Raw genomic sequence first — 25,262 nt, 5'->3', positions numbered from 1 at the left:
GCGCCGCATCTCGTTACACATCTGACGTTTTCTGACGTGCCCAACATCTCCTCGCAAGGTAGTCTCCCACCTGAACCGCTCGCGTGCGGTCGTTTCACGCTGACGTTCGAGCGTCCGCTCGTCATGGGCATCCTCAACACCACACCCGACTCGTTTTCCGACGGCGGTCGCTATATCGCTTTCGGCGACGCCTTGCGCCGCGCCGAGCAGATGATGCTAGACGGCGCCGATATCATCGACATCGGCGGCGAATCGACGCGCCCGGGTGCGCCGCCTGTGCCGCTCGACGAGGAACTCGAACGCGTGATTCCGCTGGTGGAAAAGCTCAAGGGTGCGAACGTGCCGCTGTCGATCGACACGTACAAGCCCGAGGTCATGCGCGCGGCGCTCGCGGCAGGCGCAGACATGATCAACGACATCTGGGGTTTCCGGATGCCCGGCGCGATCGAGGCCGTGCGCGCGAGCAACTGCGGGCTGTGCGTGATGCACATGCTCGGCGAGCCGCAGACGATGCAGCTGGGCGAGCCCGACTACGTGAATGTTGTGCGCGAGGTGCGCGAGTTTCTTGCCCAGCGTTGCGCCGAACTCGAAGCGGCAGGCGTGGCGAAGGCGCGCATCAGCGTTGACCCGGGCTTCGGCTTCGGCAAGTCGGTGGTCGAGCACAATTACGCGCTGCTCGCGCACCTGCCCGAGACGGCGCCAGAGGTTGCGGCAGGCCTCGCACCGTATCCGATCCTGGCCGGCATGTCGCGCAAGTCGATGCTCGGCGCGCTCGTGAACCGGCCCGCGCCCGAACGCGTGGCGGCGAGCGTGGGGGCGGCCGTGTGCGCGGCAGAGCGCGGTGCGGCGATCATTCGCGTGCACGACGTGGCGCCCACCGTGGACGCGCTCAAAGTCTGGGCGGCGATGCGTGACGCGATGTCCGCCGCTACGTCGGCTACACAAGGCTGAGCGTTTGCCCGGCGCAACGCTGACCGGCGCGAAGTGCGCCGGAGCGGCTCCGGGCGCCACAATACAGGACAAAGCAGCACCAAACCGAGGGGTAGAAAGATGGGACGTCGTTATTTCGGAACTGATGGAGTGCGTGGCAAGGTCGGCGAGGCGCCGATCACGCCCGATTTCGTGCTTCGGCTAGGCTATGCCGCGGGCAAGGTGCTCGCGGGGTCGGCAGCGGCATCCGGGCCGCGCCCGTCCGTGCTGATCGGCAAGGACACGCGTATTTCGGGCTATATGCTCGAAGCCTCCCTGGAAGCGGGGCTCTCGGCTGCGGGCATCGACGTGATGCTGGCCGGGCCAATGACGACGCCAGGCATCGCCTATCTCACGCGTGCGCTGCGGCTGGCCGCGGGTGTCGTGATCAGCGCGTCGCACAATCCCTACTACGACAACGGCATCAAGTTCTTCTCCGCCGACGGCAACAAGCTCCCCGACGAAGTGGAGACGCTGATCGAGGAGCAGCTCGAGCAGCCGCTCGCCTGCGCGCCGTCCGAACAGCTTGGCCGCGCACGCCGCCTGCACGACGCGGGTGGGCGCTATATCGAGTTCTGCAAGAGCACGTTCCCGCAGGCGTTCAATCTGCGCGGCCTGAAGCTCGTGATCGATTGCGCCAACGGTGCGGCCTATGACATCGCGCCGCACGTGTTCCACGAGCTGGGCGCGGATGTGATTCCGATCGGTGTGTCGCCGAACGGGTTCAACATCAACGACGGCGTGGGCGCGACCGCGCCCGATGCGCTCGTGCGCGCCGTGCGTGCGAATCATGCGGACCTCGGCATCGCGCTCGACGGCGACGCCGACCGTCTGCAGATCGTCGATGCCCAGGGCCGCCTCTACAACGGTGACGAGCTGCTCTATGTGCTCGTGAAGGACCGCATCGCGACCGACGGCAAAGTAGTGGAAGGGGCAGTTGGCACGCTCATGACCAATCTCGCGGTGGAGCAGGCGCTCGAAGGCCTCGGCGTACAGCTGGTGCGCGCGAACGTGGGCGACCGCTACGTGCTGGAGCAACTTCGCGAGCGCGGCTGGCAGCTCGGCGCGGAAGGCTCGGGCCACATTCTTTCGCTCGACCGCCACACCACCGGCGACGGCATCGTCTCGGCGCTGCTCGTGCTCGCGGCGATGAAGCGCAGCGGCAAGACGATCGCGCAGCTGCTCGACGGCGTGAAGCTGTTTCCGCAGAAGCTCATCAACGTGCGCATCGCGCAGGGCGCCGACTGGAAGGGCAACGCCGAGATCCAGCAATCGATCGCTTCCGCCGAGGCGGAATTAAAGGGCAAGGGCCGTGTGTTGATTCGCGCTTCAGGGACGGAGCCGGTCCTGCGTGTGATGGTCGAAGCCCGCGAGGAGCGCGACACGATGCATTACGCCGAGGCGATCGCCAGTGTGGTGAAGCGTTCGATCGCGTGATCGCCGACGATTCAGTCGCGCAAGTCGCGCGACTGAATCACGCTTGCGCCTAACCGATGAGCACGACGTTGCAATCCGCCGTCGTGCTCATTTTTTTGCGATTTATTCGGCGTCACAAGGGAAGCAGGCAAACGTTTAAAACAATCGCATAACGGTTTGCAAACCATTTTCGAGGAAAGCCTCGAATTTTTTCATGCGACCCTCAGCATCCGCCAAACTCCCGCCTGGCGGGCTTTTCTGCTATCCAGGCACGTGCAGGCCATGTCGCAACCGCGCCTGCAAAGTCGCCCAAAACGCATATCCACGCGCCTTTCAGCCAGTAATCGAACTGTCACGTTCGCTTCATGAATCGTCACAGTACTGTCACAGAGACCCCCTAAGCTTCGCGGTGTCGTTCATCCGCTCACACACTGGAGGTCTCATGAAATTGATGCAAACCGCGCTCGCTGGCGTTGCTGGCGCGCTCTTCGCGATCGCAGCGCAGGCTGCTGACATCACCGGCGCGGGCAGCACCTTCGCAGCACCGATCTATACGAAATGGGCGGATGCCTATCAAAAGGCGGGCGGCGGCAAGGTGAACTACCAAGGTATTGGTTCGTCGGGCGGCATCAAGCAGATTCAGGCCAAGACCGTTGACTTCGCGGGCTCGGACGCTCCGCTGAAGGACGAGGATCTGGCCAAGGAAGGCCTGTTCCAGTTCCCGACGGTGGTCGGCGGCGTCGTGCCGGCGATCAATGTGCCGGGCGTGAAGCCGGGCGAGATCACCCTGTCGGGCCCGGTGCTCGGCGATATCTACCTCGGCAAGATCAAGAAGTGGAACGATCCGGCCATCGTCGCCCTGAACCCGAAGGTCAAGCTGCCTGATCTCGACATCGCCGTGGTCCGCCGCGCCGATGGTTCGGGCACCAGCTTCATCTGGACGAACTACCTGTCGAAGGTCAACCCCGACTGGAAGAGCAAGGTCGGCGAAGGCACGACCGTGAACTGGCCGACGGGTACGGGCGGCAAGGGCAACGACGGCGTCGCAGCCTTCGTGCAGCGTCTGCCGGGCGCGATCGGCTACGTCGAGTGGGCGTACGCCAAGCAAAATCACATGGTCTACACTGCCATGAAGAACGAGGCGGGCACTGTGGTTCAGCCGGACACCGAAACGTTCAAGGCAGCGGCCGCTGGCGCGGACTGGAAGAAGTCGTTCTACCAGATCCTCACGAACGAGCCGGGCAAGGACGCATGGCCGGTCGTCGGCGCGACCTTCGTGCTGCTGCACACGGCACAGGACAAGCCGGACCAGGGCAAGGAAACGCTCAAGTTCTTCGACTGGGCCTTCAAGAACGGTACGCCGGCTGCTGACAGCCTCGACTACATCTCGCTGCCGCAGTCGGTCGTGAGCGAAATCAAGTCGCAGTGGAAGGAGAAGGTCAAGGACGCGAGCGGCAAGCCGGTCGCCGAGTAAGCAGGGCGTCAGGCAAGTGTAAAAAAAGGCCGCCGCGTGACGCGCGCGGCCTGTTCGCTTGTGGCTTGCCTGAATCCGCGCTGTCCAAGATGTGCCGTCCGCCTTCCGGCTGAGTCGTCAGTATTAACGGCCGGAAGTCGGGCGATCTGCAGTCCCACGGCTGCATCAACGTCGTGAGCCCGCGCTCGCGGCAACTGGAACCCAGGTCACCATGTCCGACGTCCCGCTCGTGTCGAACCCGCCCGGCAACGCCGCGCAGCAAAAAGCGCCCAGCCCGGCAGGGGACATCATTTTTGGCGGCCTCGCACGCCTCGCCGCCATCGTCACGTTGTTGCTGCTCGGCGGCATCATCGTGTCACTGATCGTCGCCTCGTTGCCGACGATCCAGAAATTCGGTTTCGCATTCCTCTGGACTGCCGACTGGGATCCACCCAGCGAGCAGTTCGGCGCGCTCGTGCCCATCTACGGCACGATCGCCACCTCGATCATCGCGCTCATCATCGCCGTGCCTGTGAGCTTCGGCATTGCGCTGTTCCTCACTGAGCTTTCGCCGGCGTGGCTGCGCCGTCCGCTCGGCATCGCCATCGAACTGCTCGCCGCGATCCCGTCGATCGTCTACGGTATGTGGGGTCTGCTCGTCTTTGCGCCGATCTTCGCGCAGTGGTTCGAAAAGCCGCTCGGCTCGCTGCTCGGCGGCATGCCGATCGTCGGCGCGCTGTTCCAGGGCGCGCCCATCGGCATCGGCATTCTGTGCGCCGGCGTGATTCTCGCGATCATGATCATTCCGTATATCGCTTCGGTCATGCGCGACGTGTTCGAAGTCACGCCCGTACTGCTCAAGGAGTCGGCTTACGGCATTGGCTGCACGACGTGGGAAGTGATGTGGAAGATCGTGCTGCCGTTCACCAAGACCGGCGTGATCGGCGGCGTGATGCTGGGTCTCGGCCGCGCGCTCGGCGAGACGATGGCCGTCACGTTCGTGATCGGCAATACGAACCTGCTCGACAACGTGTCGCTCTTTTCACCGGGCAACAGCATCACCTCGGCGCTCGCCAACGAGTTCGCGGAAGCGAGCCCGGGCCTGCACACCGCCGCGCTGATGGAACTCGGCCTGATCCTTTTCGTGATCACCTTCATCGTGCTGTCGATCTCGAAGCTCATGTTGCTGCGCCTTGAAAAAGCGGAGGGTGCGCGATGAGCGAACCGATGATGAAAATTCCGGGCGCGATTTACGGCCCCGAACTGGAGCGCATGCGCGACAAGCTGCAGCGTCGCCGCCGCGTGACCAATGCGATCGCGCTCACGTGCTCGCTCGCTGCGATGGTGTTCGGCCTGATCTGGCTCGTGTGGATTCTCTACACGACGCTCTCGCTTGGGATCGGCGGCCTTTCGGTGGAACTGTTCACGCAGTCCACGCCGCCGCCGAACACCGACGGCGGCGGTCTCGCCAACGCCATCGTCGGCAGCTTGATGCTCGTTGCGATCGCAACGTTCGTCGGCACGCCGATCGGCATTCTCGCGGGCATCTATCTCGCGGAATATGGCCAGAAGGGCTGGCTCGCGGGCGTCACGCGCTTCATCAACGACATTCTGCTGTCGGCGCCTTCGATCGTCGTGGGCCTGTTCGTGTACGCGCTCGTCGTGGCGAAGATGGGGCACTTCAGCGGCTGGGCCGGCGCGATTGCGCTGGCGCTCCTGCAGGTTCCGATCGTGATTCGCACGACCGAGAACATGCTCAAGCTCGTGCCGAACAACCTGCGTGAAGCGGCATTCGCGCTCGGCACGCCGAAGTGGAAGATGGTGATGTCGATCACGCTGAAGGCTTCGATCGCCGGTATCGTGACGGGCGTGCTGCTGGCGGTTGCGCGTATCGCCGGCGAAACCGCGCCGCTGCTCTTCACCGCGCTGTCGAACCAGTTCTTCACCGCGAACATGAATCAACCGATCGCGAACCTGCCGGTCACGATCTTCAAGTTTGCGATGAGCCCGTTTGCGCAGTGGCAGTCGCTTGCGTGGGCCGGCGTTTTCCTGATCACGCTCGGCGTGCTGGGTCTGAATATCCTCGCGCGCACGATCTTTTCGAACAAGTAAGCAAGGGCGGAGTTCCCGATGAACATGGCTGAGAGTCACCTCAACACCGCTGCGCACGGCAATGCGCCCTCCGCTGGGTTTGAACCTGCGGATCCCGCCCAGAACGCACGCCTGCCGGCGCTGGGCAAGCCGAAGATCGAAGTGAAGGACCTGAACTTCTTCTACGGCAAGTACCACGCGCTGAAGAACATCAACCTGCAGATTCCCGAAGGCAAGGTGACGGCGTTCATCGGCCCGTCGGGCTGCGGCAAGTCCACGCTCCTGCGCACCTTCAACAAGATGTTCGCGCTCTATCCGGAGCAGCGCGCCGAGGGCGAAATCGTCATGGACGGCGAGAACCTGCTGACGACCAGGCGCGACATCTCGCTTTTGCGTGCGCGTATCGGCATGGTGTTCCAGAAGCCGACCCCGTTCCCGATGTCGATTTACGACAACATCGCGTTCGGCGTGAAGATGTTCGAGAAGCTCTCGCGCCCGGAAATGGATGACCGCGTCGAATGGGCGCTCACCAAGGCCGCGCTCTGGAACGAAGTGAAGGACAAGCTCGGCCAGAGCGGCTACGGCCTCTCGGGCGGCCAGCAGCAGCGCCTATGCATCGCGCGCGGCATTGCGATCCGCCCCGAAGTGCTGCTGCTCGATGAGCCGTGCTCGGCGCTCGACCCCATTTCCACCGGCCGCATCGAAGAGCTGATCGCGGAACTCAAGAGCGATTACACGGTGGTGATCGTCACCCATAACATGCAGCAGGCCGCGCGTTGCTCGGACTACACTGCTTACATGTACCTTGGTGAGCTGATCGAATTCGGTGACACCGAAAAGATCTTCATCAAGCCGGTCCGCAAGGAAACGGAAGACTACATCACCGGCCGCTTCGGCTAATCGGAGCAGGGAGCAAATCATGTCCGACAAACACTTGTCCAGCCAGTTCGACGCCGATTTGAACCTCATTTCGTCGAAGGTGCTCGAAATGGGCGGCCTCGTCGAATCGCAGATCATCACGGCAATGCAGGCATTGAACGAGTTCGACGGCGCCGCCGCCGAGCGCGTGATCGCCGCCGAAGACCGCCTCAACACGATGGAAGTCGAGATCGACGAGGAGTGCAGCAACATCATCGCGCGCCGCCAGCCGGCCGCGCGCGACCTGCGCCTCGTGCTCGCCATTTCGAAGACCATCACGAACCTCGAGCGCGCCGGCGACGAAGCCGAGAAGATCGCCAAGCGCACCAAACGCCTGATGGAAGACGGCGCTTCGCGCGCGGTCAACATCGCCGAGATCAAGGTCTCGGGCGAAATGGCCGTGTCGATCCTGCGCCGCGCGCTCGACGCGTTTGCGCGTCTCGACACCGTGGCCGCCGCGCAGATCGTGCGCGACGACAAGGCGATCGACGAGGAATTCCGCGCGTTCGTGCGCAAACTCGTGAGCTACATGATGGAAGATCCGCGCACGATTTCGGTGGGCCTCGACTATCTGTTCATCGCCAAGGCGATCGAGCGGATCGGCGACCACGCGAAGAACATCGCGGAATTCATCATCTACATCGTGAAGGGCACCGACGTGCGCCACAAGTCGCGCGACGCGCTCGAACGCGAAGCGCTCAGCTAATTCACTCCATAGGTAACAAGGTCAAGAGGTGCCGATGCCTAGCAGCATTCTCGTCATCGAAGATGAGCCCGCCATTTCCGAGCTGATTTCGGTGAACCTGCAGCACGCAGGCCACTGCCCGATCCGCGCCTACAACGCGGAGCAGGCGCAAAACCTGATCAGCGACGTGCTGCCCGATCTCATCCTGCTGGACTGGATGTTGCCGGGCAAGTCGGGTGTGAACTTCGCGCGCGACTTGCGCAACAACGAACGCACGAAGCATATTCCGATCATCATGCTGACCGCGCGCGGCGACGAGCAGGACAAGGTGCTCGGCCTCGAAATCGGCGCTGACGATTACGTGACTAAGCCGTTTTCGCCCAAGGAGCTGATGGCGCGCATCAAGGCGGTGCTGCGCCGCCGTGCGCCGCAGCTCACGGAAGACGTGGTGGCGATCAACGGTCTGAAGCTCGATCCGGCCACGCACCGCGTGGCGGCCGCCGCCGAAGGCTCGGAAATCAAGCTCGATCTCGGCCCGACCGAATTCCGCCTGCTGCACTTCTTCATGACGCATCCGGAGCGCGTGCATAGCCGTACGCAACTTCTCGACCAGGTATGGGGCGATCACGTGTTCGTGGAAGAGCGCACGGTGGACGTGCATATCAAGCGTCTGCGCGCCGCGCTCAAGCCGGCAGGGTGCGATGCTATGATCGAAACGGTGCGCGGCAGCGGCTACCGTCTCGCCAAGAGCGCCTGAGCTGGACCCATGGCCGCGCCGCAGGGTGACTCACCGGGCGGCGCGACCGTTTCACTGCCGCCGGTATGCGCGCGGTAGTCACTCGATGTCGCGTGCCCGCATCCGACCGTATTTATCTTCGATCGCAGGAACATGAACATCATCTGGGCGCGCTCCCTCGTATCGATCGTGTTGCTCGCGCTCATGTGCGCGGGTGTTGGCGCGATTTTCGGCGTCAAGATCGCGCTGAGCATCGCCGTTCTGGCGCTGCTCGCGCAAATGCTCTTCAGCACGTTTCACAAGCAGCGTCTGTGGCGCCTGCTCGACGCGCCGGTCTACGGCGAAGTGCCGAGCGCTCCCGGCATCTGGGGCGAAATCTACTACCGTCTGCATAAGCTCGCGAAGCGCTGGCACGCTCAGGTGCGCCAGGTGGAGCAGCAGCATTCGCGCTTCATCCAGGCGATCCAGGCGTCGCCCAACGGCGTCGCCATGCTCGACGACCACGACCAGATCGAGTGGTGCAACGCGATCTCGGAAGTTCACTTCGGCCTCGATGCGAGGCGCGACCTGCGCCAGCACATCACGCATCTCGTGCGTCAGCCCGACTTCGTGCGCTACCTCAATTCGCACGATTACAAGGACATGCTGATCATGCGAGGCATGGGCGCGAAGCGTCAGAACGTGATCTCGGTGCAGGTGTTTCCGTACGGCGAGAACCGCAAGCTCATCCTGTCGCAGGACATCACCGAACTCGAGCGCACCGACGCCATGCGGCGCGACTTCGTGGCCAACGTCTCGCACGAGCTGAAAACGCCGATCACGGTGCTCTCGGGCTTCCTCGAGACGATGCGCGAGCTGCCGCTTGGCGAAGCCGAGCGCAATCGCTACCTGGAACTGATGGAGCAACAGGCCTCGCGCATGCGCCATATCGTCACCGACCTGCTCGTGCTCGCCAAGCTCGAAGGCGAGGGGCGCCAGCCCGGCGACCACATGGTCGATATGCGCGCGGTGCTCGGGCACGTGCGCGAGGACGCCGAAAGCCTTTCGGGCGGGCGTCACCGCATCACGGCCGATTTCGACGACGGACTGAGCGTCACCGGTTCCGAAACCGAGATCATGAGCGCGCTCGGCAATCTGGCGACCAACGCGGTGCGCTACACGCCGGACGGCGGGACGGTGCATCTGTCGTGGCGCGCAGAACACGGCAGCGCGGTCTTCGCGGTCACCGACAGCGGCCTCGGCATTCCGGCCGCCGATATTCCGCGCCTGACCGAGCGCTTCTATCGTGTGGACCGCAGCCGCTCGCGCGATACGGGCGGCACGGGACTGGGTCTCGCGATCGTCAAGCACGTGCTGCAGCGTCACGACGCGGCGCTCGAAGTGAAGAGCGAGGAAGGGCGGGGCAGCACGTTCACGGTGCGCTTCCCGGCCGCGCGCACGACGAGACGGCAGCCGGCGCCGGCGTAACGAAGCGCCGCCGCAATTGAAAAAGCCGCTTCATTCGAAGCGGCTTTTTTGCGTTCGGCGTTATTGCTCCGTCAAGGCATCACGGACAGAACTTCGCCAGCAAGCTCAACTGCGCATTGCGCACGGCCTTGCCCGCGCGGCGGCGGCGATAGTGGCCGTCGCTTTGCATGAGCCACGCCGATTGATTGTCGCCGAGGAAGGTGGAAAGCCCTTCGGCGATCACGCGGCGCTTGAGTCTGCGGTCGTGAATCGGGAACGCCACTTCGACGCGGCGGAACAGGTTGCGATCCATCCAGTCCGCGCTCGACAGGTAGACGTCTTCCTTACCACCCGCATAGAAGTAGTAGATGCGGTGGTGCTCGAGGAAACGCCCGACGATCGAGCGCACGGTGATGTTCTCGGAGAGCCCCGGCACGCCGGGCTGCAACGAGCACACGCCACGGATGATCAGATCGATCTTCACGCCGGCCTGCGATGCTTCGTACAACTCGTCGATCACGGTCGGCTCGAGCAGCGCGTTCATCTTCGCGACGATGCGCGCCTTCTTGCCCGCGCGCGCGGCATCGGCTTCGTTGCGGATCGCCTCGATCATCTTCGGATGCAGCGTGAACGGCGACTGCCACAGATCGTGCAGCTGCAGCTCGCCGCCGATGCCGGTGAGCTGCTGGAAGACGTGGTGCACGTCCTCGCACATCTTCGGCTCCGAGGTCATGAGGCCGAAGTCGGTATAGAGGCGTGCCGTGCGCGGGTGGTAGTTGCCCGTGCCCAGGTGCACGTAGCGGCGCAGCACCATGCGCCCGTTCACGGGCACGCGGCGCACGATCAGCATCATCTTGGCGTGGCACTTGTGGCCCACCACGCCGTACACCACGTGCGCGCCCACGGCTTCGAGCTGCGCCGCCCAGTTGATGTTGGTCTCTTCGTCGAAGCGCGCGAGCAGCTCCACCACCACCGTTACTTCCTTGCCGTTGCGCGCGGCCTGCATGAGCGCGTCCATGAGCGGCGAGTCGGTGCCGGTGCGGTAGATCGTCTGCTTGATCGCGACGACGTTCGGGTCGTTCGCGGCCTGCAGCAGTAGTTCGAGCACGGGCTGGAAGCTCTCGTACGGATGATGCAGGAGCACGTCGCCCTGATCGATCACATCGAACATGTTGCTGTTCGCGGCAATGCGGCGCGGAATCGCGGGCACGTGCGGCACGAACTTGAGGTCGGGGCGATCGACCATCTCGGGCAGCTGCATGAGCCGTACGAGATTCACGGGGCCATCGACGAAATAGCAGTCCTTTTCGTCGAGGCCGCTTTCGTCGAGCAGGCGCTTCACGAGATGCGGGGGCGTTTCCGCCGACACTTCGAGACGCACCGCATTGCCGAGGTGCCGCGCCGGCAGTTCGCCCTGCAGCGCCACGCGCAGGTTGGTGATTTCGTCTTCGTCGACGAAGAGTTCACTGTTGCGCGTGATGCGGAACTGGTTGCAGCTGCGCACGACGAGGCTCGGGAACAGCTCGCCCACGAAGCGCTGCAAGAGCGAGCCGAGCAGCACGAAGCCGTGCTGGAAGCCGGAAAGCTCCTGCGGCATGCGCACGAGGCGCGGCAGCGCGCGCGGCGCCTGCACGATGCCCATGACGGCCTGCCGCCCGAAAGCGTCCTTGCCTTCGAGCTCGACCACGAAGTTCAGACTCTTGTTGAGCACGCGCGGGAACGGGTGCGCGGGATCGAGCCCGATGGGCGTGAGAACGGGCAGCAGTTCGTCGAAGAAATATTTGCGCGCCCATGCGGTTTGCGCTTCGTTCCAGGCGTCGGTGCCGTGGAAGTAGATGCCTTCCTGTTCGAGCGCGGGCAGCACGGTGTCGTGCAGCATGCGGTACTGGCGATGCACGAGACGCTGCGCGCGCTCGACCACGAGGTCGTACACGTGCTGCAGCGACATGCCGTCGGGCGAGAGCACGCCCGGGTTGTCGCGCATCTGCTCCTGAAGCCCGGCCATCCGGACTTCGAAGAATTCGTCGAGGTTGCTGCTGGTGATACAGATGAAGCGCAAGCGCTCCAGCAGAGGAACAGCGGGATCGGACGCCTGTGCGAGCACGCGCTCATTGAATCCCAGAATGCCCAGTTCGCGATTGAGTAGGGGATAGCGGATGGACATCGGCAATGAAAACGGAATGTCAGAAATGGATTCGAACGGACGCTCGGAAATTCTCACAGTAATATGACTTTATTGTGACTTTCGAAGTGTCATAAATTTTACGCCGCATTTTCACGAAATCGACAAGTCGCGTTGCGAACATGCACGCTGGGTAAAAGTACCCATGGTCATGACCAATGCGAGGAGCGACATGGTGAAGTCGGCTACGCTTAAAATGACGCATTTGGACAGCGCGGCGGCGGCGCAGCAAGCCCGCATGGCTGCGCGTTCGTCTCTGTATGCACGCATGGAGCCTGCCCCTTCGATGGTCACCAATCCCCAACTGCTTGCCGCCGTCGATCTCGGTTCGAACAGTTTTCGTCTGATCGTCGGCCGCGTCGAGGAAACCGATGCCGGCAGCCAGATCTACCCGGTGGACGCGCTGCGCGAACCGGTGCGCCTCGCGGCCGGCCTCTCGAGGGACAAGCTGCTCGACCGCGCCTCGCAGGTGCGCGGCTGGGACGCGCTCAAGCGCTTCGGCGAGCGCCTGCGCGACTTTCATCCCGACCAGGTGCGCGCGGTGGCGACCAATACGCTGCGTGTCGCCAAGAACGCGCGCGAGTTTCTCACCGAGGCGGAAGCCGCGCTCGGGTTCCCGATCGAAGTGATCGCGGGGCGCGAAGAAGCGCGCCTCATCTATGCGGGCGCCGCGCACTCGGTGCCGGCGAGCGCGGGCAAGCGCTTCGTGGTGGACATCGGCGGCGGCTCGACCGAGTTCATCATCGGCGCGCACTACACGCCGATCCGCATGGAAAGCCTCTATATCGGCTGCGTGAGCCATAGCCGCCAGTTCTTCCCGTCGGGCAACGTCGACGAGTACACCATGCGCCAGGCCGAACTCGCGGCCACGCGTGAAATCCAGATCATTTCCTCCGACTACCGCAAGACCGGCTGGGACCAGGCGATCGGCTCGTCGGGTACGGCGCGCGCGCTCGCAGAACTCGTCGAGGCGAACGGCTTCAATGATCCCGGCATCACGCACGGCATTTCGCGCGGTGGCCTCGAGCGCCTGAAGCGCGCGCTCATCAAGGCCGAGAACGTCAACCGGCTCAAGCTCGTCGCGCTCAAGCCCGACCGCATCCCGGTGCTGGCGGGCGGTCTCTCGATCATGATCGCGGTGTTCGAGGAGCTCGGTATCGACTATGTCGACACCACGGACGGCGCGTTGCGCCTGGGCGTGCTCTACGACCTGCTGGGCCGCTCGCAGCACGAGGACATGCGTACGGTGACGGTGGAGGGCTTCATGCGCCGCTACGGCGTGGATCGCGCGCAGGCGGGGCGCATTGGCGAGCTGGCCGTGAAGTTCTACGATCAGTTCGAGGAGCCCGACGACGAGCGCCGCGAAGAGAACCGCATGTTCCTCACGTGGGCGGCGTCGCTGCACGAAATCGGGCTTTCCATCTCGCACAGCGCGTACCACAAGCATTCGGCCTACATCGCCAGCAACGCGGACATGCCCGGCTTCTCGCGCACCGACCAGGCGCGCCTCGCCGCGCTGGTGCTCGGCCACGTGGGCAAGCTCGGCAAGCTCTCGCAAACGCGCGATGTGGAATGGACGCTGCTGTTCTGTCTGCGTCTCGCCGCGCTGCTGACGCGCCGCCGCGCCGATGTCGGTCTGCCGCACATCAAGGTGGAGGAGGAGGGCAGCGGCTACGAAGTGCTGCTGCCCAATGCCTGGGTCCAGAACAATCCGCTCACCGATTACAACCTCGTTCAGGAAGCGGCGGAATGGGGCAAGATCGGCATTCCGTATCGCGTGGTCTATACGGAAGAGTGAGCGTAGCGCGCTGCGCCTCGTCTGACTGCGCCGATAAAAAAGCCCGGCTCGTTCGTGAGCCGGGCTTTTTTTGTTGACTCATCCTGCCCACTGAGGAGCGGATGAGGTTTTAACGCGTGACGGCTTCGCCGAGGAAGTGGCGCGCGTAACGCTCGTTGATTTCCGAGAGGCGGAAGAGCGTAAGGAAGTCGGCGGTGTTGAAGTCGGGGTCCCAGGCGGGCGCGCCACAGATCTTCGCGCCGAGGCGCAGATAGCCCTTGATGAGCGGCGGCGGCACGGCCGGCGTGCCGGTGCGCAGTTCCTCGACGGGCAGCGGCGTGTGCGGGAACGCGCGGTATTCGGGCGCGGTCAGCGCGTTCGCGCCGAGCGCGCAGTACAGGTTCGCCGCGTAGTGGCCACCGTCAGCCATGGCCACGCTCGCGCAGCCGAGCATCGTCTCGTAGCCGTTGTGCTGCATATAGCCGCCGAGACCGCCCCACAGCGACATGATGACCGAGCCGCTGCGGTAGTCGGGATGCACGCACGAGCGGCCCACCTCGACCATTTTCGGGCGCAGATGCGCGAGGCGCGAGACGTCGAATTCGCTTTCGGCATAGAGGCGGCCGATGCGCGCCGCCTGGTGCGGCGGCAGCACGCGATAGGTGCCGACGACCTTGAGCGTGTCGAGGTCGCGCACGAGCAGGTGGTCGCAGTAGGCGTCGAAGGCGTCGACGTCGAGGCCGGCGGGGCCGGTCAGGCGTGCGCCCATCTCTTCGGCGAAAACGCGGTAGCGCAGGCGCTGGGCTTCGCGCAGCTCCTCGTCGGTGCGAGCCCAGGCCACCTGCAGCCGATGCTGCGCGGTGACCGTTTCTTCGGCACGCGGCAAGCGTCGGTTCGACTCGAACAGCGTCGAGGCGAACGGCAGGGTGGGCGTCGGCAGATCTCGCATAGGGCGTCCTGGTCGGAAGTAAGAGAACTTTTCCGGCAATGTAGTAATACGCGGTTACGTTTCCATGAAAACGCAATGACGATTCGATGACGTGGCGTCAGGCAGACGGACGAGGTGGCCAGAAAGGCGGGGGGCGGCGGGCGCGTTTGAAGGGCGCTTGAATCGCGCTTGAACCGCGCTTGAACCGCTGTAGGGGCCGCGTGCAGGCGGCCCGGTGGGCAGACGCAGGCGGGGTCGGGGCTAGACGAGATCGGGCGTGATGGCCGCGTGGAGGACCGCCTGGTCACCGCCGTCGCGCTCACGGCTCGCGAGCCAGAGCACGCCGGCTTTCTTGACGGCCCAACTGCGCGAATCGGCGCCGCCCGAGAGCAGCCGCGCCGCGACCTCGCCGAGCGTGGGCTGATGGCCCACCACGACGACCGTGGACGCGAGGCCCTTGGGCCAGCCGACGGAGGTCAGCACCTCCTCGACGCTCGCATCGGGGGCGAGTTCGCGCACGACGCGATATTGGTCGGTGAGCGCCTCGGCGGTCTGGATGGTGCGTGCGGCGGGGCTGGCGAGGATCACGGCGTCGTCGGGCAGGCGCGCGCGCAGCCAGCGCGCGACGTTCTGCGCCTGCTTGCGCCCGCGTGTGGTGAGCTGGCGGGAGAGGTCGCTGGCGGCGATGTCTTCGGCTTCGGCGTGGCGCCAGAGGATGAGGTGCATGGCGTCTCCTTTTTTGGCGGTATGGGATGCACGTGCGGCGTGTCCTGTCATGGTGCACGCCAGGCCGGTGTGCGGCAAGCGCGTGATGTGGATCGCTTTTCGTCGCTATGGCTCACTCAGATTTGACGGCGTGGCATCAGTGCCGATACAATCGCTGATTCGTCGGAGCGTAGCGCAGCCTGGTAGCGCATCTGATTTGGGATCAGAGGGTCGTAGGTTCGAATCCTATCGCTCCGACCAGCAATACCGAGGGGTTACACGCCATTGGCCTGTAGCCCCTTTTTCTTTTTCTCCCATGTTGGGTCATACGCGCTCGCGTCTCGTCGTACGGCTTGCGTTCCCTTTGAAAAGCCACCGAGCCTATAAAATACGGATCGGCCACAACTCCCGTGGCGATCGCACCCTGGCAGCCATGTTACGTTTATCCGAAGTCAAACTCCCCCTCGACCACGCCGAAAGCGAACTTGAAGCCGCGATTCGGGGACGTCTCGCGGAACTCGGCGTGGGGGCGGATGCGCTCGTGCGTTACACCGTATTCCGCCGTGCGCACGACGCACGCAAGCGCTCGGATATCAAGCTGACCTATATCGTCGACGTCGAAGTCAAGGACGAAGCGGCCGCGCTCAAGCGGATCGCCGGCAAGCCGCATTGCGGGGTGACGCCCGACATGACCTACCGCTTTGTCGCCAAGGCGCCCGAGCACTCGACGCATCCGCGTCCGGTGGTGATCGGCATGGGGCCATGCGGCCTGTTCGCGGGACTGATCCTCGCGCAGATGGGCTTTCGTCCCATCATCCTCGAACGCGGCAAGGCCGTGCGCGAGCGCACCAAGGACACCTTCGGGCTGTGGCGCAAGTCCGTGCTCAACCCCGAATCCAACGTGCAGTTCGGCGAAGGCGGGGCCGGGACGTTTTCCGACGGCAAACTGTATAGCCAGATCAAGGATCCGCACCACTACGGCCGCAAAGTGCTCGAGGAGTTCGTCAAGGCGGGCGCGCCGGAGGATATCCTGTACTTGAGCCGGCCGCACATCGGCACGTTCCGTCTCGTCAGCATGGTGGAAAAAATGCGCGCCACCATCCACGAGCTGGGCGGTGAAGTGCGCTTCGAAACCCGCGTCGAAGACATCGAGATCGAACAGGGCAAGGTGCGCGCGCTCAAGCTTTCGAACGGCGAGACGCTGCCGTGCGACCACGTCGTGCTGGCCGTCGGCCACAGCGCCCGCGACACGTTCCAGATGCTGCACGATCGCGGCGTGTTCATGGAAGCCAAGCCGTTTTCGCTGGGCTTTCGGATCGAGCATCCGCAGGGGCTGATCGATCGCAGCCGTTTCGGCAAGTTTGCGGGCCACAAGCAACTCGGCGCGGCCGACTACAAGGTGGTGCATCACGCCAACAATGGACGGGCGGTCTATAGCTTCTGCATGTGCCCGGGCGGCACGGTGGTCGCGGCGACCTCCGAACCCGGCCGCGTGGTCACCAATGGCATGAGCCAGTATTCGCGGGCCGAGCGCAACGCGAATGCGGGCATCGTCGTCGGCATCACGCCGGAGGACTATCCGGGCGGTCCGCTCGCGGGCATCGCCTTCCAGCGCAAGTGGGAAGAGCGGGCGTTCGAACTCGGCGGCGGCAATTACCAGGCGCCGGGCCAACTGGTCGGCGACTTTATCGCCGGTCGTCCGTCGACGTCGCTGGGCTCCGTGGTGCCGTCTTACAAGCCGGGTGTGCACCCGACCGATCTCAGCACCGCGCTGCCCGACTACGTGATCGAAGCCATCCGCGAAGCCCTGCCTCAGATCGACAGGAAGATCGCAGGCTTCGCGATGCACGACGCCGTGCTCACCGGCGTGGAGACGCGCACGTCGTCGCCGCTGCGCATTCGTCGCAAAGACAATTACCAGAGCATGAACGTCGAAGGTCTGTATCCGGCGGGCGAAGGCGCCGGGTATGCCGGTGGTATCTACTCGGCGGCCATCGACGGCATCGAAGTGGCGCAAGCCGTGGCGCTCGATATGACGTCGGCGCAGGCGTCTTGATAGCAACAAGCTCTGCCGCCCTTATCGCACAGCGCCCACATCGGGCTGGCGGTGTGTATTAAGCAGCGTTTGCCCCGGACGTCAGCGCGACGTCCGGCGGCGGTCCGGTCGCCCCTCGGCGATCGCAAAGTGACCCGCCCCCAATTTCCGCCTCCTCCAATCTCTCAAAATACTGTATAAATATACAGGTGGAGGCGAGTCGACCTCCTTCTTGCCGATGCCCCATTTCTTGCCGGGCAGGGCGAAGCGTTCCCATCAATCAGGCCACGAACATGGCAGCAGCAGCCCAGACCACTGCGCAGACCACCGCGCAACTCGCCGCGCACTTGCCCCCCCGGCTGCAAAGCCGCGTGTGGCAAGGCGATCAGCTCGCGCGCGCCAGCGAGCGCACGGTGCCGAGCGGCCACGCGACGCTCGACGCCCAGCTCCCCGGCGCCGGCTGGCCCTCGGGCAGCCTGACCGAGCTGCTCGTCGAACAGGGCGGCGTGGGCGAGATGCGACTCGTCGCGCCGGCGCTGCGCGCGCTCACCGCGCAGGCGGGCCGGCACGTGCTGCTCGTCGCGCCGCCGTGGCGCCCATACGCCTGCGCGCTCAAGGCGTGGGGGCTCGCGCTCGATCGCGTGATCTGGGTGCGCGCGGCCGAAGACGAAGCCGCCTGGGTGGCCGAACAGGCGCTCAAGCAGGAAGGCCTGGGCGCCGTGCTGCTCTGGCAGGCGAAGGCGCGCGCCGACGCCGTGCGCCGTCTACAGGTCGCCGCCCAGGATTCGCAGGCGCTCGCATTTCTCGTGCGGCCGCTCGCCGCGCGCAACCAGTCGTCGCCGGCGCCGCTGCGCATGACCTGCTCGCCGGTGCCGCCGCCCGACGACGCGAGCCTGAACCGCCGGCAATGGATGCAGTTCGCCGCGCTCTCCGTCGATATTTTCAAGCGCCGCGGGCCGCCGCCCGCCCAGCCACTCGTCATTACATTGCCGCTGCAGGATGCGGTGCTGCCCCAGCCGGACGCAGCTTCCGTCGTCATGCCGTGGCCCGGGGTCAATCATGCTGTGGATCGCCGTCACCTTGCCGTTGTTGCCGCTGGAGGCCGTCAGACCTCTGATGCCGCCGGCGCCGTCAACGCCGCTCCTGCCTGAAAGCGTCGATGCCCATGTCACCAGCGCGCCGCGCTGCTACGCGCTCGCCGACCACACGCGCATCCTGATCGCCGATCTCGACGCGCTGCGCGCAGGCGTCGAGCCCGGCAACACGCGCTCGCATGCGCTCGCGCTCGCGCCGGGGCTCGTGCTGCTCGAAGCCGATCCGGCGCGCGAGACCCGCGCGTTCGAGGCGCTCGCGCTCGCGTTGCTCGCCTATACGCCCAAGGTGTCGTTCGCGCAGTCGCACACGCTGCTGCTCGAAGTCGGCTCGAGCTTGCGTCTGTTCGGCGGCGTGCGTGCGCTGCTCGCCAGGGTCGCGGCGACGGTGGCCGGCTGCGGGCACACCGCGCGCATGGCGTGTGCGCCCACGGCGTGGGGGGCGTGGACGCTCGCGCAGGCGCGCGTCACGCGTTCGTCGCGCCGCTGGCATGTGCTCAAGGAAACAACGCTCGCGCGCGCGCTCGACTCACTGCCGGTCACGCTTGCGCCGTTCGCCGCGCAGCACGACCACGCGCTCACGCAGATCGGCTGCGCGACGCTCGGCGATTTGCGGCGGTTGCCGCGCGACGGCATCGTGCGTCGTTTCGGCGACGGCGTGCTCGGCTGGCTCGCGCAGGCGCGCGGCGAGGCGCCCGATCCGCGCGTCTGGTTTGCCGCGCCGCCGTCGTTTCACGCGTCGCTCGAATTGCAGGCGCGCGTGGAGAGCGCCGAGGCGCTGCTCTTTGCCGCGCGCCGGCTCGTGATGCAGCTGGCCGGCTGGCTGGCGGCGCAGCACGCGGCGTTGAGCGGCTTCGAACTGCGCCTGGAGCACGAACTGGCTTCGCGTCACGCGCCGCGCACTTCGACGCTCACGATCGCCTGGGCATCGCCTTCGCGCGACGCCGAGCATCTGCTGTGGCTGCTTCGCGAGCGCCTGAATCAGACTGAGCTTGCCGCGCCCGTGATCGGCCTTGCGCTCGTCGCCTCGCAGGTGAGCGAATACGCGGCGCCCACCGACACGCTCTTTCCGATGGCCGAGGCCGCCGAGGCGTCGCTCGGGCAGCTCTTCGAGCGCATCGGCGCGCGGCTTGGCGAGCAGAACGTGCTGCAGCTTTTCGTCGAGGACGATCACCGGCCCGAGTTGGCGATGTCGGCGCGGCCTTACCGCGAGAGCGGCGCGAAGCGTACGCGCAAGCCGCGCAAGGCAGGCAAGCCGCAGCAGGAAGCCGGCGCGAGCGCGCCCGTGCAAAGCGCCTTCGATCTGCCCGAGGTGCCGCTGCCGACCCAGCCGCGTCCGGCGTGGTTGCTCGAAAAGCCGCTCAAGCTCGCGACGCGCGGCGATCGGCCCGTTTATCGCCGGCCGCTGAAGACGCTCACGCGCACCGAGCGCATCGAGTCCGGCTGGTGGGACGGCGAGGGCGTCGGGCGCGACTACTACGTCGCCGCCGACGACCAGGGCCGCATGTTCTGGCTGTATCGCGAGCGCATTGGCGGCCAGTGGTATCTGCAAGGGCTGTTCGGCTAGCGCTTATTCGTCGTTCTTTCGGGTTTCAGGAATCATGTCGATCAGCGGGACGGGCGCGTCGTCGCCTCCACAGTTGCCGGCGCAGTTGGCCGCGCAGCTGCCTGACTACGCCGAGCTGCACTGCCTGACCAATTTCACCTTCCTGCACGGCGCGTCGCGCCCGGGCGAGATGGTCGAGCAGGCAATCCGCCACGGCTACCGCGCGCTCGCGATCACCGACGAATGCTCGTTCGCGGGCGTCGTGCGCGCCTGGAGTGCGCTCAACGAATACGACGAGGCGCGCAAAAAGGCGTATGACGAAGCCGTGCGCGAGGCCCGCGAACGCGGCGGCCATGCCGCCGCCGCGGCGCTGGGCCCGTTCGAGCCGTCGCTGCACCTGCTGATCGGCAGCGAGCTGAATCTCGTCGACGAACATGGCGCCCCGTTCTGCACGATCGTTGCGCTCGCAACGACACGCGAAGGCTACGGCAATCTCTGCGAGTTGATCACGCTGGCTCGCTCGCGGGCGGCAAAGGGCAGCTATCGCGTGCATCCCGCCGATTTCACCGAGCCCGAGCCCGGTTTCGAACATCTGAAGCACTTGCGCGAGTGCGTGTTGCTGCTCGTGCCGCAACGCGCGGCCACGCTCGCGCAAACGCTGCGCGCCGCGCACTGGCTCGCGGGCTTCGCGGCCGAGCGCGCCTGGCTCGCGCTCGAACTCTGGCAGACCGGCGGCGACGACACGCAGATCGAAGTGCTACGCCATGTCTCGCAGGAGAGCGGCCTGCCGCTCGTCGCGGCGGGCGGTGTGCTGATGCACGCCCGTTCGCGCAAGCCGTTGCAGGATACGCTGAGCGCGATCCGTATCGGCAAGCCGCTCGCTTCGTGCGGGCGCGCGCTGGAAGCGAATGCAGAGCGGCATCTGCGCTCGCGCGTGCGGCTTGGCGCGATTTATCCGCGCGAGGCGCTCGACGCGACGCTCGACGTCGCGCGCCGTTGCACGTTTTCGCTCGGCGAGCTGGCCTACGAATATCCCGAGGAACTGGTGCCGCCCGGCGAGACGCCCCAGTCGTGGCTGCGCAAGCTCGTGATGAAGGGCGCACTGGAGCGCTGGCCCGACGGCCTGAACGACAAGCGCCGGGATCAGATCGAGCAGGAGCTCGGGCTCATCGACGAGTTGAAGTACGAGAAGTACTTCCTCACGGTGCACGACATCGTCCGCTTCGCGCGCGATCAGAAGATCCTGTGCCAGGGGCGAGGCTCGGCGGCGAACTCGGTGGTTTGCTACTGCCTGAAGATCACGGAGATCGACCCCGTGCGCATGAACATGCTCGTGGCGCGTTTTCTCTCCCGCGCGCGCAACGAGCCGCCCGATATCGACGTCGACTTCGAGCATCAGCGCCGAGAAGAGGTCATTCAGTACATCTACCGCAAGTACGGCACGCGCCGCGCCGCGCTGGCCGCGACGCTCATCACCTATCGCTCGCGCAGCGCGTTGCGCGATGTCGGCAAGGCGCTCGGCCTCGACAATGCGCTCGTCGAAAAGCTCTCGGGCGCGCATCAGTGGTGGGACGGCCCCGATTCGATCGCGCGCCATCTGGAGGAAGCGGGCTTTTCGCCCGACTCGCACGTGACGCAGCAGCTCATCCGCCTCACGCGCGAGCTGCGCGGTTTTCCGCGCCATCTTTCGCAGCACGTGGGCGGTTTCGTGATCGCGCGCGACAAGCTCTCGCGCCTCGTGCCGATCGAAAACGCGGCGATGAAGGACCGCTACGTGATCGAGTGGGACAAGGACGATATCGACGCGCTGCGGCTGTTGAAAGTGGACGTGCTCGCGCTCGGCATGCTCTCGGCGATCCGGCGCTCGCTCGAATTCGTGGCGCTCAGGCGCGGGTTGCCCGAGATGCGCGTGCAGGACATTCCGGTCGAGGACCCGGCGGTGTACCGCATGTGCGCCAGGGCCGATACGGTCGGCGTGTTCCAGATCGAGTCGCGCGCGCAGCAGAGCATGTTGCCGCGTTTGCGGCCGCGCACGTACTACGACCTCGTGATCCAGGTGGCGATCGTGCGACCGGGGCCGATTCAGGGCGACATGGTGCATCCGTACCTCAAGCGCCGGCACGGCGACGAGCCAGTGGAATATGCGAAGGAAGAATTGCGCCCGGTGCTCGAACGTACGCTCGGCGTGCCGATCTTCCAGGAGCAGGTGATGCATCTCGCGATGGTCGCCGCGGACTACACCGGCGAGGAAGCCGACAAGCTGCGCCGCGCGATGGCCGCATGGCGGCGCGATGGAGATCTGCGGCCGTATCAGGCCGATCTCACGAAGCGCATGCTCAAGAAGGGCTACTCGCCGGAATTCGCCGAGCGCATCTGCAAGCAGATCGAGGGTTTCGGCGACTACGGCTTTCCGGAAAGCCATGCGGCGAGTTTCGCGCTGCTCGTCTACACGAGTTCGTGGCTCAAGCGTTACGAGCCCGCCGCATTTCTGGCAGGACTGCTGAATAGTCAGCCGCTCGGTTTCTATTCGCCTTCCCAGCTCGTGCAGGATGCGAAGCGTCACGGCGTGCAGGTGCGCGCGCCCGATATCGCGTTGAGCGACTGGGCGTCGGTGCTGGAGCAGCGCGGCGCACCCGGCGAGCGGCTCGATGGCGAGGCGGTTCGCGCACGCACCGCCGAGGTGCTGCGTTATCGCGCGCTGCTGGGTGCGGCCGTGCTGACGCGCAGGGGCACGCTCAAGCGCGGCGGCCGGCGGCACAGGTTCATGGACGGCCTCAAGCGCGTCGTGCACTTGCGCATTGCGCTTGCGCCGCAGCGCTATGGACGCGGCGGGCCGGCCGTGCGCCTCGGCTTCAGTCTCATCAAGGGCTTTTCCGAAGATGCCGCGCGGCGTGTGATTGAGGCGCGCGAGCGCGCACCGTTCACCGACGTCGACGATCTCGCGCGCCGCGCGGCGCTCACGCGACGCGAGCTGGAGGCGCTGGCGGCGTCGAACGCGCTCGAGAGCATCGCGGGCCACCGGCGCGAGGCATGGTGGGCCGTGACCGCGCAGCACGCGGTGCCTGCGCTTTTGCGCGACGCGCCCGTTGCCGAGGCGCCGCTCGCGCTGCCGCGCGCTTCTGAAGGTGCGGAAATCGTCGCCGATTACGCGAGCCTGCGTCTCACGCTCAATCGCCATCCGCTCGAACTGCTGCGCCACGGCCTCGCGAAGCAGCGTTTTCGCACGGCGGAGCAGCTGGCGCATTGCCGGCACGGCATGCTCGCGCGCGTGTGCGGGATCGTGACGGTGCGCCAGCGGCCGGGCACGGCAAACGGCACGATCTTCGTATCGCTCGAGGACGAGACCGGCAGCGTCAACGTGATCGTGCACGCGTCGCTCGTCGAGTCTCAGCGCAAGGAACTGCTAGGGTCTTCGCTGCTGGCGGTGGCGGGCGTGGTGCAGCGCGAGGGCGAGGTCGTGCACCTCGTGGCGCACCGGCTGGAGGACCACAGCCGGCTGCTCGGGCGGCTCGCCACAGAGAGCCGCAATTTTCACTGAATTTTCACTGGCGAGCGGCCGGCACGCCGTCTCTCATGAAAGCGTCGAGCACGGCGCGAATCGCCACGTCGAACGGCGTGCGGCGGCCCATCCCCAGCGTTTCGAGGCGGCTCGAATCGAGATGACAGTCGCGCGGGCGCGGCGTGGCGTCGGTGGGCGTGGGCTGTGCGAGCAGACGCGCCTCTACGCCAAGCGCCTGCGCGATCCGTTGGGCGATGTCGTACTTCGTCATCGGCTCGTCGCCGGACCACTGCGCGACCCCGCGCACCGCGTTGCCGTCTGCGCAGCGCAGCAACAGTTCGCGGATCACGAACGCCACGTCGGGCGTGAAAGTGGGGTAGCGCGTGGCCCACGCGTCCATCGGCGCCGCCTGCGCCCCGGTCTCTCCCGAAGCGACGATGGCCGGCACGAGGCTCGTGACCGCGGATTCGTGCCAGCCGACGATCGGCCCGTACAGCAACGGCAGGCGCAGCACGAGGGCGTTGTCGCTGGTTTCGAGCAAGGCCCGTTCGCTTTCGAGCTTGCTGTGGCCGTAGGCGTTGAGCGGATTCGGCGTGTCGTCGACGCGGTAGGGCGGCTCGGTGCCGTCGAAGACGTAGTCGGTGGAGATCGAGAGCACCCACGCGCCGCGCTGCCGCGCCGCCGCGGCGACGCTGCGCACCGCATCGACATTGAGCGCGCGCGCCGCTGCCGGATCGTGCTCGCACACGTCGGGGCGGCGCTCGGCAGCGGCCAGCACGATCGCGTCGGGCGCCTCGCGCTCGACGAACGCGTTCACGGCCTGCGTATCGCGCACATCGAGCACAGTCTGTTGCGGGCCGCCGTGACGGAACGCGGTCGGCACGACTTGCCAGGCGGTATCGGCGGCGAGTTCGCGCACCACGGCGCGCCCAAGCAGGCCAGACGCGCCGATCACGGCAACCTTGAACATGGCCCGGACCGTCAGCTGGCCGTACCGACGACGGTGTAGCCGGCTTCGTCGATCGCCGTTTTCAGGACTTCGGCGCTCTGGCTCGATTCGACCTTCACGCGGCCGGCGGCCAGATCGATCTCGACCCGGGCTTGCGCGTCGTGTTCGTGGATCGCGCGCGTGACGGCGCCTACGCAGTGCTGGCAGCTCATGCCTTCGACGTTGAACTGAATCATCGTGTGTTCCTTTTTCAGAGATTGAGGCTTTTCCTACTCGATATGAGGCCGTCGGCGGATTATGCCAGCGGGGACTGGATGCCGCGCTGGACCTTCCCATCGTGGGAAGGTGTACGATCAGTGAATTGATCAAACGATCGACCAGACAGCGGGAGAACGGCGTGAACATCGGTGAAGCGGCGCGCGAATCGGGCGTTACGGCAAAAATGATCCGGTACTACGAGAGTGTCGGGCTGCTCGCGCCCAAAGGGCGTACGGAGTCCGGCTACCGCGTCTATGGCGCGGAGGAGGTGCATTCGCTGCGCTTCATCCGCCAGGCGCGCCGGCTCGGCTTTCTGGTAGAGGACATCCGGCGCCTGCTGGCGCTCTGGCACGACCGCTCCCGCGCGAGCGCCGAGGTCAAATCGATCGCGCTCGAACATGTCGCGGAACTCGACCAGCGCATCGCCGAACTCTCCCAGATGCGCGACACGCTCGCCCACCTGGCCTCGCACTGCCAGGGCAACGACCGGCCCGACTGCCCGATCATCGAACGGCTTGCCGACGCCGCGACTACAGAGTGCCACGAGCCCGGCCACGTGCACTGAGCGCAGGTGCAAC

20 protein-coding genes and 1 tRNA gene are annotated in these 25,262 nt (G+C 65.6%); 16 read left to right on the top strand and 5 right to left on the bottom strand.

Annotation, left to right across the window (positions count from 1 at the left end; all coding sequences use genetic code 11):
• Positions 1-45 precede the first annotated feature (45 nt).
• The 9 genes from folP to phoR all read left to right on the top strand — a co-directional run bounded on the left by folP (position 46) and on the right by phoR (position 9,735).
• A complete protein-coding gene (gene folP / locus AB4Y36_RS00580; RefSeq protein WP_368616257.1) occupies positions 46-951 on the top strand; it encodes a dihydropteroate synthase in 906 nt (301 codons plus the stop codon).
• A 99-nt stretch (positions 952-1,050) separates the two neighbouring features.
• Positions 1,051-2,406, top strand: coding sequence for a phosphoglucosamine mutase (glmM, locus tag AB4Y36_RS00575; protein WP_368682092.1), 1,356 nt, complete (start codon positions 1,051-1,053; stop codon positions 2,404-2,406).
• 421 nt (positions 2,407-2,827) lie between these two features.
• Positions 2,828-3,859, top strand: a complete 1,032-nt coding sequence (gene pstS / locus AB4Y36_RS00570; RefSeq protein ID WP_069262538.1) for a phosphate ABC transporter substrate-binding protein PstS — start codon at positions 2,828-2,830, stop codon at positions 3,857-3,859.
• Between the two features lie 211 nt (positions 3,860-4,070).
• Positions 4,071-5,057 carry a phosphate ABC transporter permease PstC gene (gene pstC, locus AB4Y36_RS00565; protein WP_069262537.1) on the top strand — a complete coding sequence of 329 codons (987 nt, stop codon included), beginning with the start codon at positions 4,071-4,073 and terminating at the stop codon, positions 5,055-5,057.
• Positions 5,054-5,950, top strand: a complete 897-nt coding sequence (pstA, locus tag AB4Y36_RS00560) for a phosphate ABC transporter permease PstA (protein ID WP_342945465.1) — start codon at positions 5,054-5,056, stop codon at positions 5,948-5,950. Before pstC ends, pstA begins: the two co-directional genes overlap by 4 nt.
• 18 nt (positions 5,951-5,968) lie before the next feature.
• On the top strand, positions 5,969-6,829 hold the full coding sequence (gene pstB, locus AB4Y36_RS00555) for a phosphate ABC transporter ATP-binding protein PstB (RefSeq protein WP_342945466.1): 861 nt from the start codon (positions 5,969-5,971) through the stop codon (positions 6,827-6,829).
• 19 nt (positions 6,830-6,848) lie between these two features.
• Positions 6,849-7,553: a phosphate signaling complex protein PhoU gene (gene phoU / locus AB4Y36_RS00550; protein ID WP_069262534.1), complete on the top strand. Its 705-nt coding sequence runs from the start codon at positions 6,849-6,851 to the stop codon at positions 7,551-7,553.
• Positions 7,554-7,587: 34 nt separating this feature from the next.
• Positions 7,588-8,289, top strand: a complete 702-nt coding sequence (phoB, locus tag AB4Y36_RS00545) for a phosphate regulon transcriptional regulator PhoB (protein WP_042261377.1) — start codon at positions 7,588-7,590, stop codon at positions 8,287-8,289.
• Between the two features lie 132 nt (positions 8,290-8,421).
• Positions 8,422-9,735, top strand: a complete 1,314-nt coding sequence (gene phoR / locus AB4Y36_RS00540; RefSeq protein ID WP_069262533.1) for a phosphate regulon sensor histidine kinase PhoR — start codon at positions 8,422-8,424, stop codon at positions 9,733-9,735.
• 79 nt (positions 9,736-9,814) lie between these two features.
• Here phoR and ppk1 read toward each other — a convergent pair whose 3' ends face one another.
• The gene (gene ppk1, locus AB4Y36_RS00535) at positions 9,815-11,878 is read right to left on the bottom strand and encodes a polyphosphate kinase 1 (protein WP_069262532.1); all 2,064 of its coding nucleotides are present in this window, start codon (positions 11,876-11,878) and stop codon (positions 9,815-9,817) included.
• A 193-nt stretch (positions 11,879-12,071) separates the two neighbouring features.
• Here ppk1 and ppx point away from each other — a divergent pair, with 193 nt between their 5' ends.
• Positions 12,072-13,694: an exopolyphosphatase gene (gene ppx, locus AB4Y36_RS00530; protein ID WP_342945989.1), complete on the top strand. Its 1,623-nt coding sequence runs from the start codon at positions 12,072-12,074 to the stop codon at positions 13,692-13,694.
• Between the two features lie 109 nt (positions 13,695-13,803).
• Here the strand turns inward: ppx and AB4Y36_RS00525 are convergent, their stop codons facing one another.
• Positions 13,804-14,622, bottom strand: coding sequence for a GNAT family N-acetyltransferase (locus AB4Y36_RS00525; protein WP_069262530.1), 819 nt, complete (start codon positions 14,620-14,622; stop codon positions 13,804-13,806).
• Between the two features lie 240 nt (positions 14,623-14,862).
• Positions 14,863-15,327 carry a phosphohistidine phosphatase SixA gene (gene sixA / locus AB4Y36_RS00520; protein WP_342945467.1) on the bottom strand — a complete coding sequence of 155 codons (465 nt, stop codon included), beginning with the start codon at positions 15,325-15,327 and terminating at the stop codon, positions 14,863-14,865.
• Between the two features lie 163 nt (positions 15,328-15,490).
• Here sixA and AB4Y36_RS00515 point away from each other — a divergent pair.
• The 5 genes from AB4Y36_RS00515 to AB4Y36_RS00495 all read left to right on the top strand — a co-directional run bounded on the left by AB4Y36_RS00515 (position 15,491) and on the right by AB4Y36_RS00495 (position 23,516).
• A tRNA-Pro gene (locus AB4Y36_RS00515) sits at positions 15,491-15,567 on the top strand.
• Between the two features lie 172 nt (positions 15,568-15,739).
• Positions 15,740-17,362 carry an NAD(P)/FAD-dependent oxidoreductase gene (locus tag AB4Y36_RS00510; protein ID WP_342945468.1) on the top strand — a complete coding sequence of 541 codons (1,623 nt, stop codon included), beginning with the start codon at positions 15,740-15,742 and terminating at the stop codon, positions 17,360-17,362.
• A gap of 272 nt (positions 17,363-17,634) precedes the next feature.
• A complete protein-coding gene (gene imuA, locus AB4Y36_RS00505; protein WP_368682091.1) occupies positions 17,635-18,492 on the top strand; it encodes a translesion DNA synthesis-associated protein ImuA in 858 nt (285 codons plus the stop codon).
• Positions 18,401-19,999 carry a DNA polymerase Y family protein gene (locus AB4Y36_RS00500; RefSeq protein WP_368682090.1) on the top strand — a complete coding sequence of 533 codons (1,599 nt, stop codon included), beginning with the start codon at positions 18,401-18,403 and terminating at the stop codon, positions 19,997-19,999. The genes imuA and AB4Y36_RS00500 overlap by 92 nt, the downstream gene beginning before the upstream one ends.
• Positions 20,000-20,033: 34 nt before the next feature.
• Positions 20,034-23,516 (top strand): error-prone DNA polymerase, encoded by a 3,483-nt coding sequence (locus tag AB4Y36_RS00495; protein ID WP_368682089.1) that lies wholly within the window; start codon positions 20,034-20,036, stop codon positions 23,514-23,516.
• Between the two features lie 4 nt (positions 23,517-23,520).
• Here AB4Y36_RS00495 and AB4Y36_RS00490 read toward each other — a convergent pair whose 3' ends face one another.
• A complete protein-coding gene (locus AB4Y36_RS00490) occupies positions 23,521-24,447 on the bottom strand; it encodes a dTDP-4-dehydrorhamnose reductase family protein (RefSeq protein ID WP_368682088.1) in 927 nt (308 codons plus the stop codon).
• 11 nt (positions 24,448-24,458) lie between these two features.
• The gene (locus tag AB4Y36_RS00485; RefSeq protein ID WP_069262524.1) at positions 24,459-24,662 is read right to left on the bottom strand and encodes a heavy-metal-associated domain-containing protein; all 204 of its coding nucleotides are present in this window, start codon (positions 24,660-24,662) and stop codon (positions 24,459-24,461) included.
• 161 nt (positions 24,663-24,823) lie between these two features.
• Between AB4Y36_RS00485 and cueR the strand changes: the two genes are divergently transcribed.
• The gene (gene cueR, locus AB4Y36_RS00480) at positions 24,824-25,249 is read left to right on the top strand and encodes a Cu(I)-responsive transcriptional regulator (RefSeq protein WP_368682087.1); all 426 of its coding nucleotides are present in this window, start codon (positions 24,824-24,826) and stop codon (positions 25,247-25,249) included.
• Positions 25,250-25,262: the final 13 nt, after the last annotated feature.

The organism is Paraburkholderia sp. BR10936 (assembly GCF_040965735.1).
In the GTDB taxonomy this organism is placed as follows: Bacteria; Pseudomonadota; Gammaproteobacteria; order Burkholderiales; family Burkholderiaceae; genus Paraburkholderia; species Paraburkholderia nodosa_A.
This window is presented reverse-complemented; position numbering and strand designations above follow the sequence as displayed.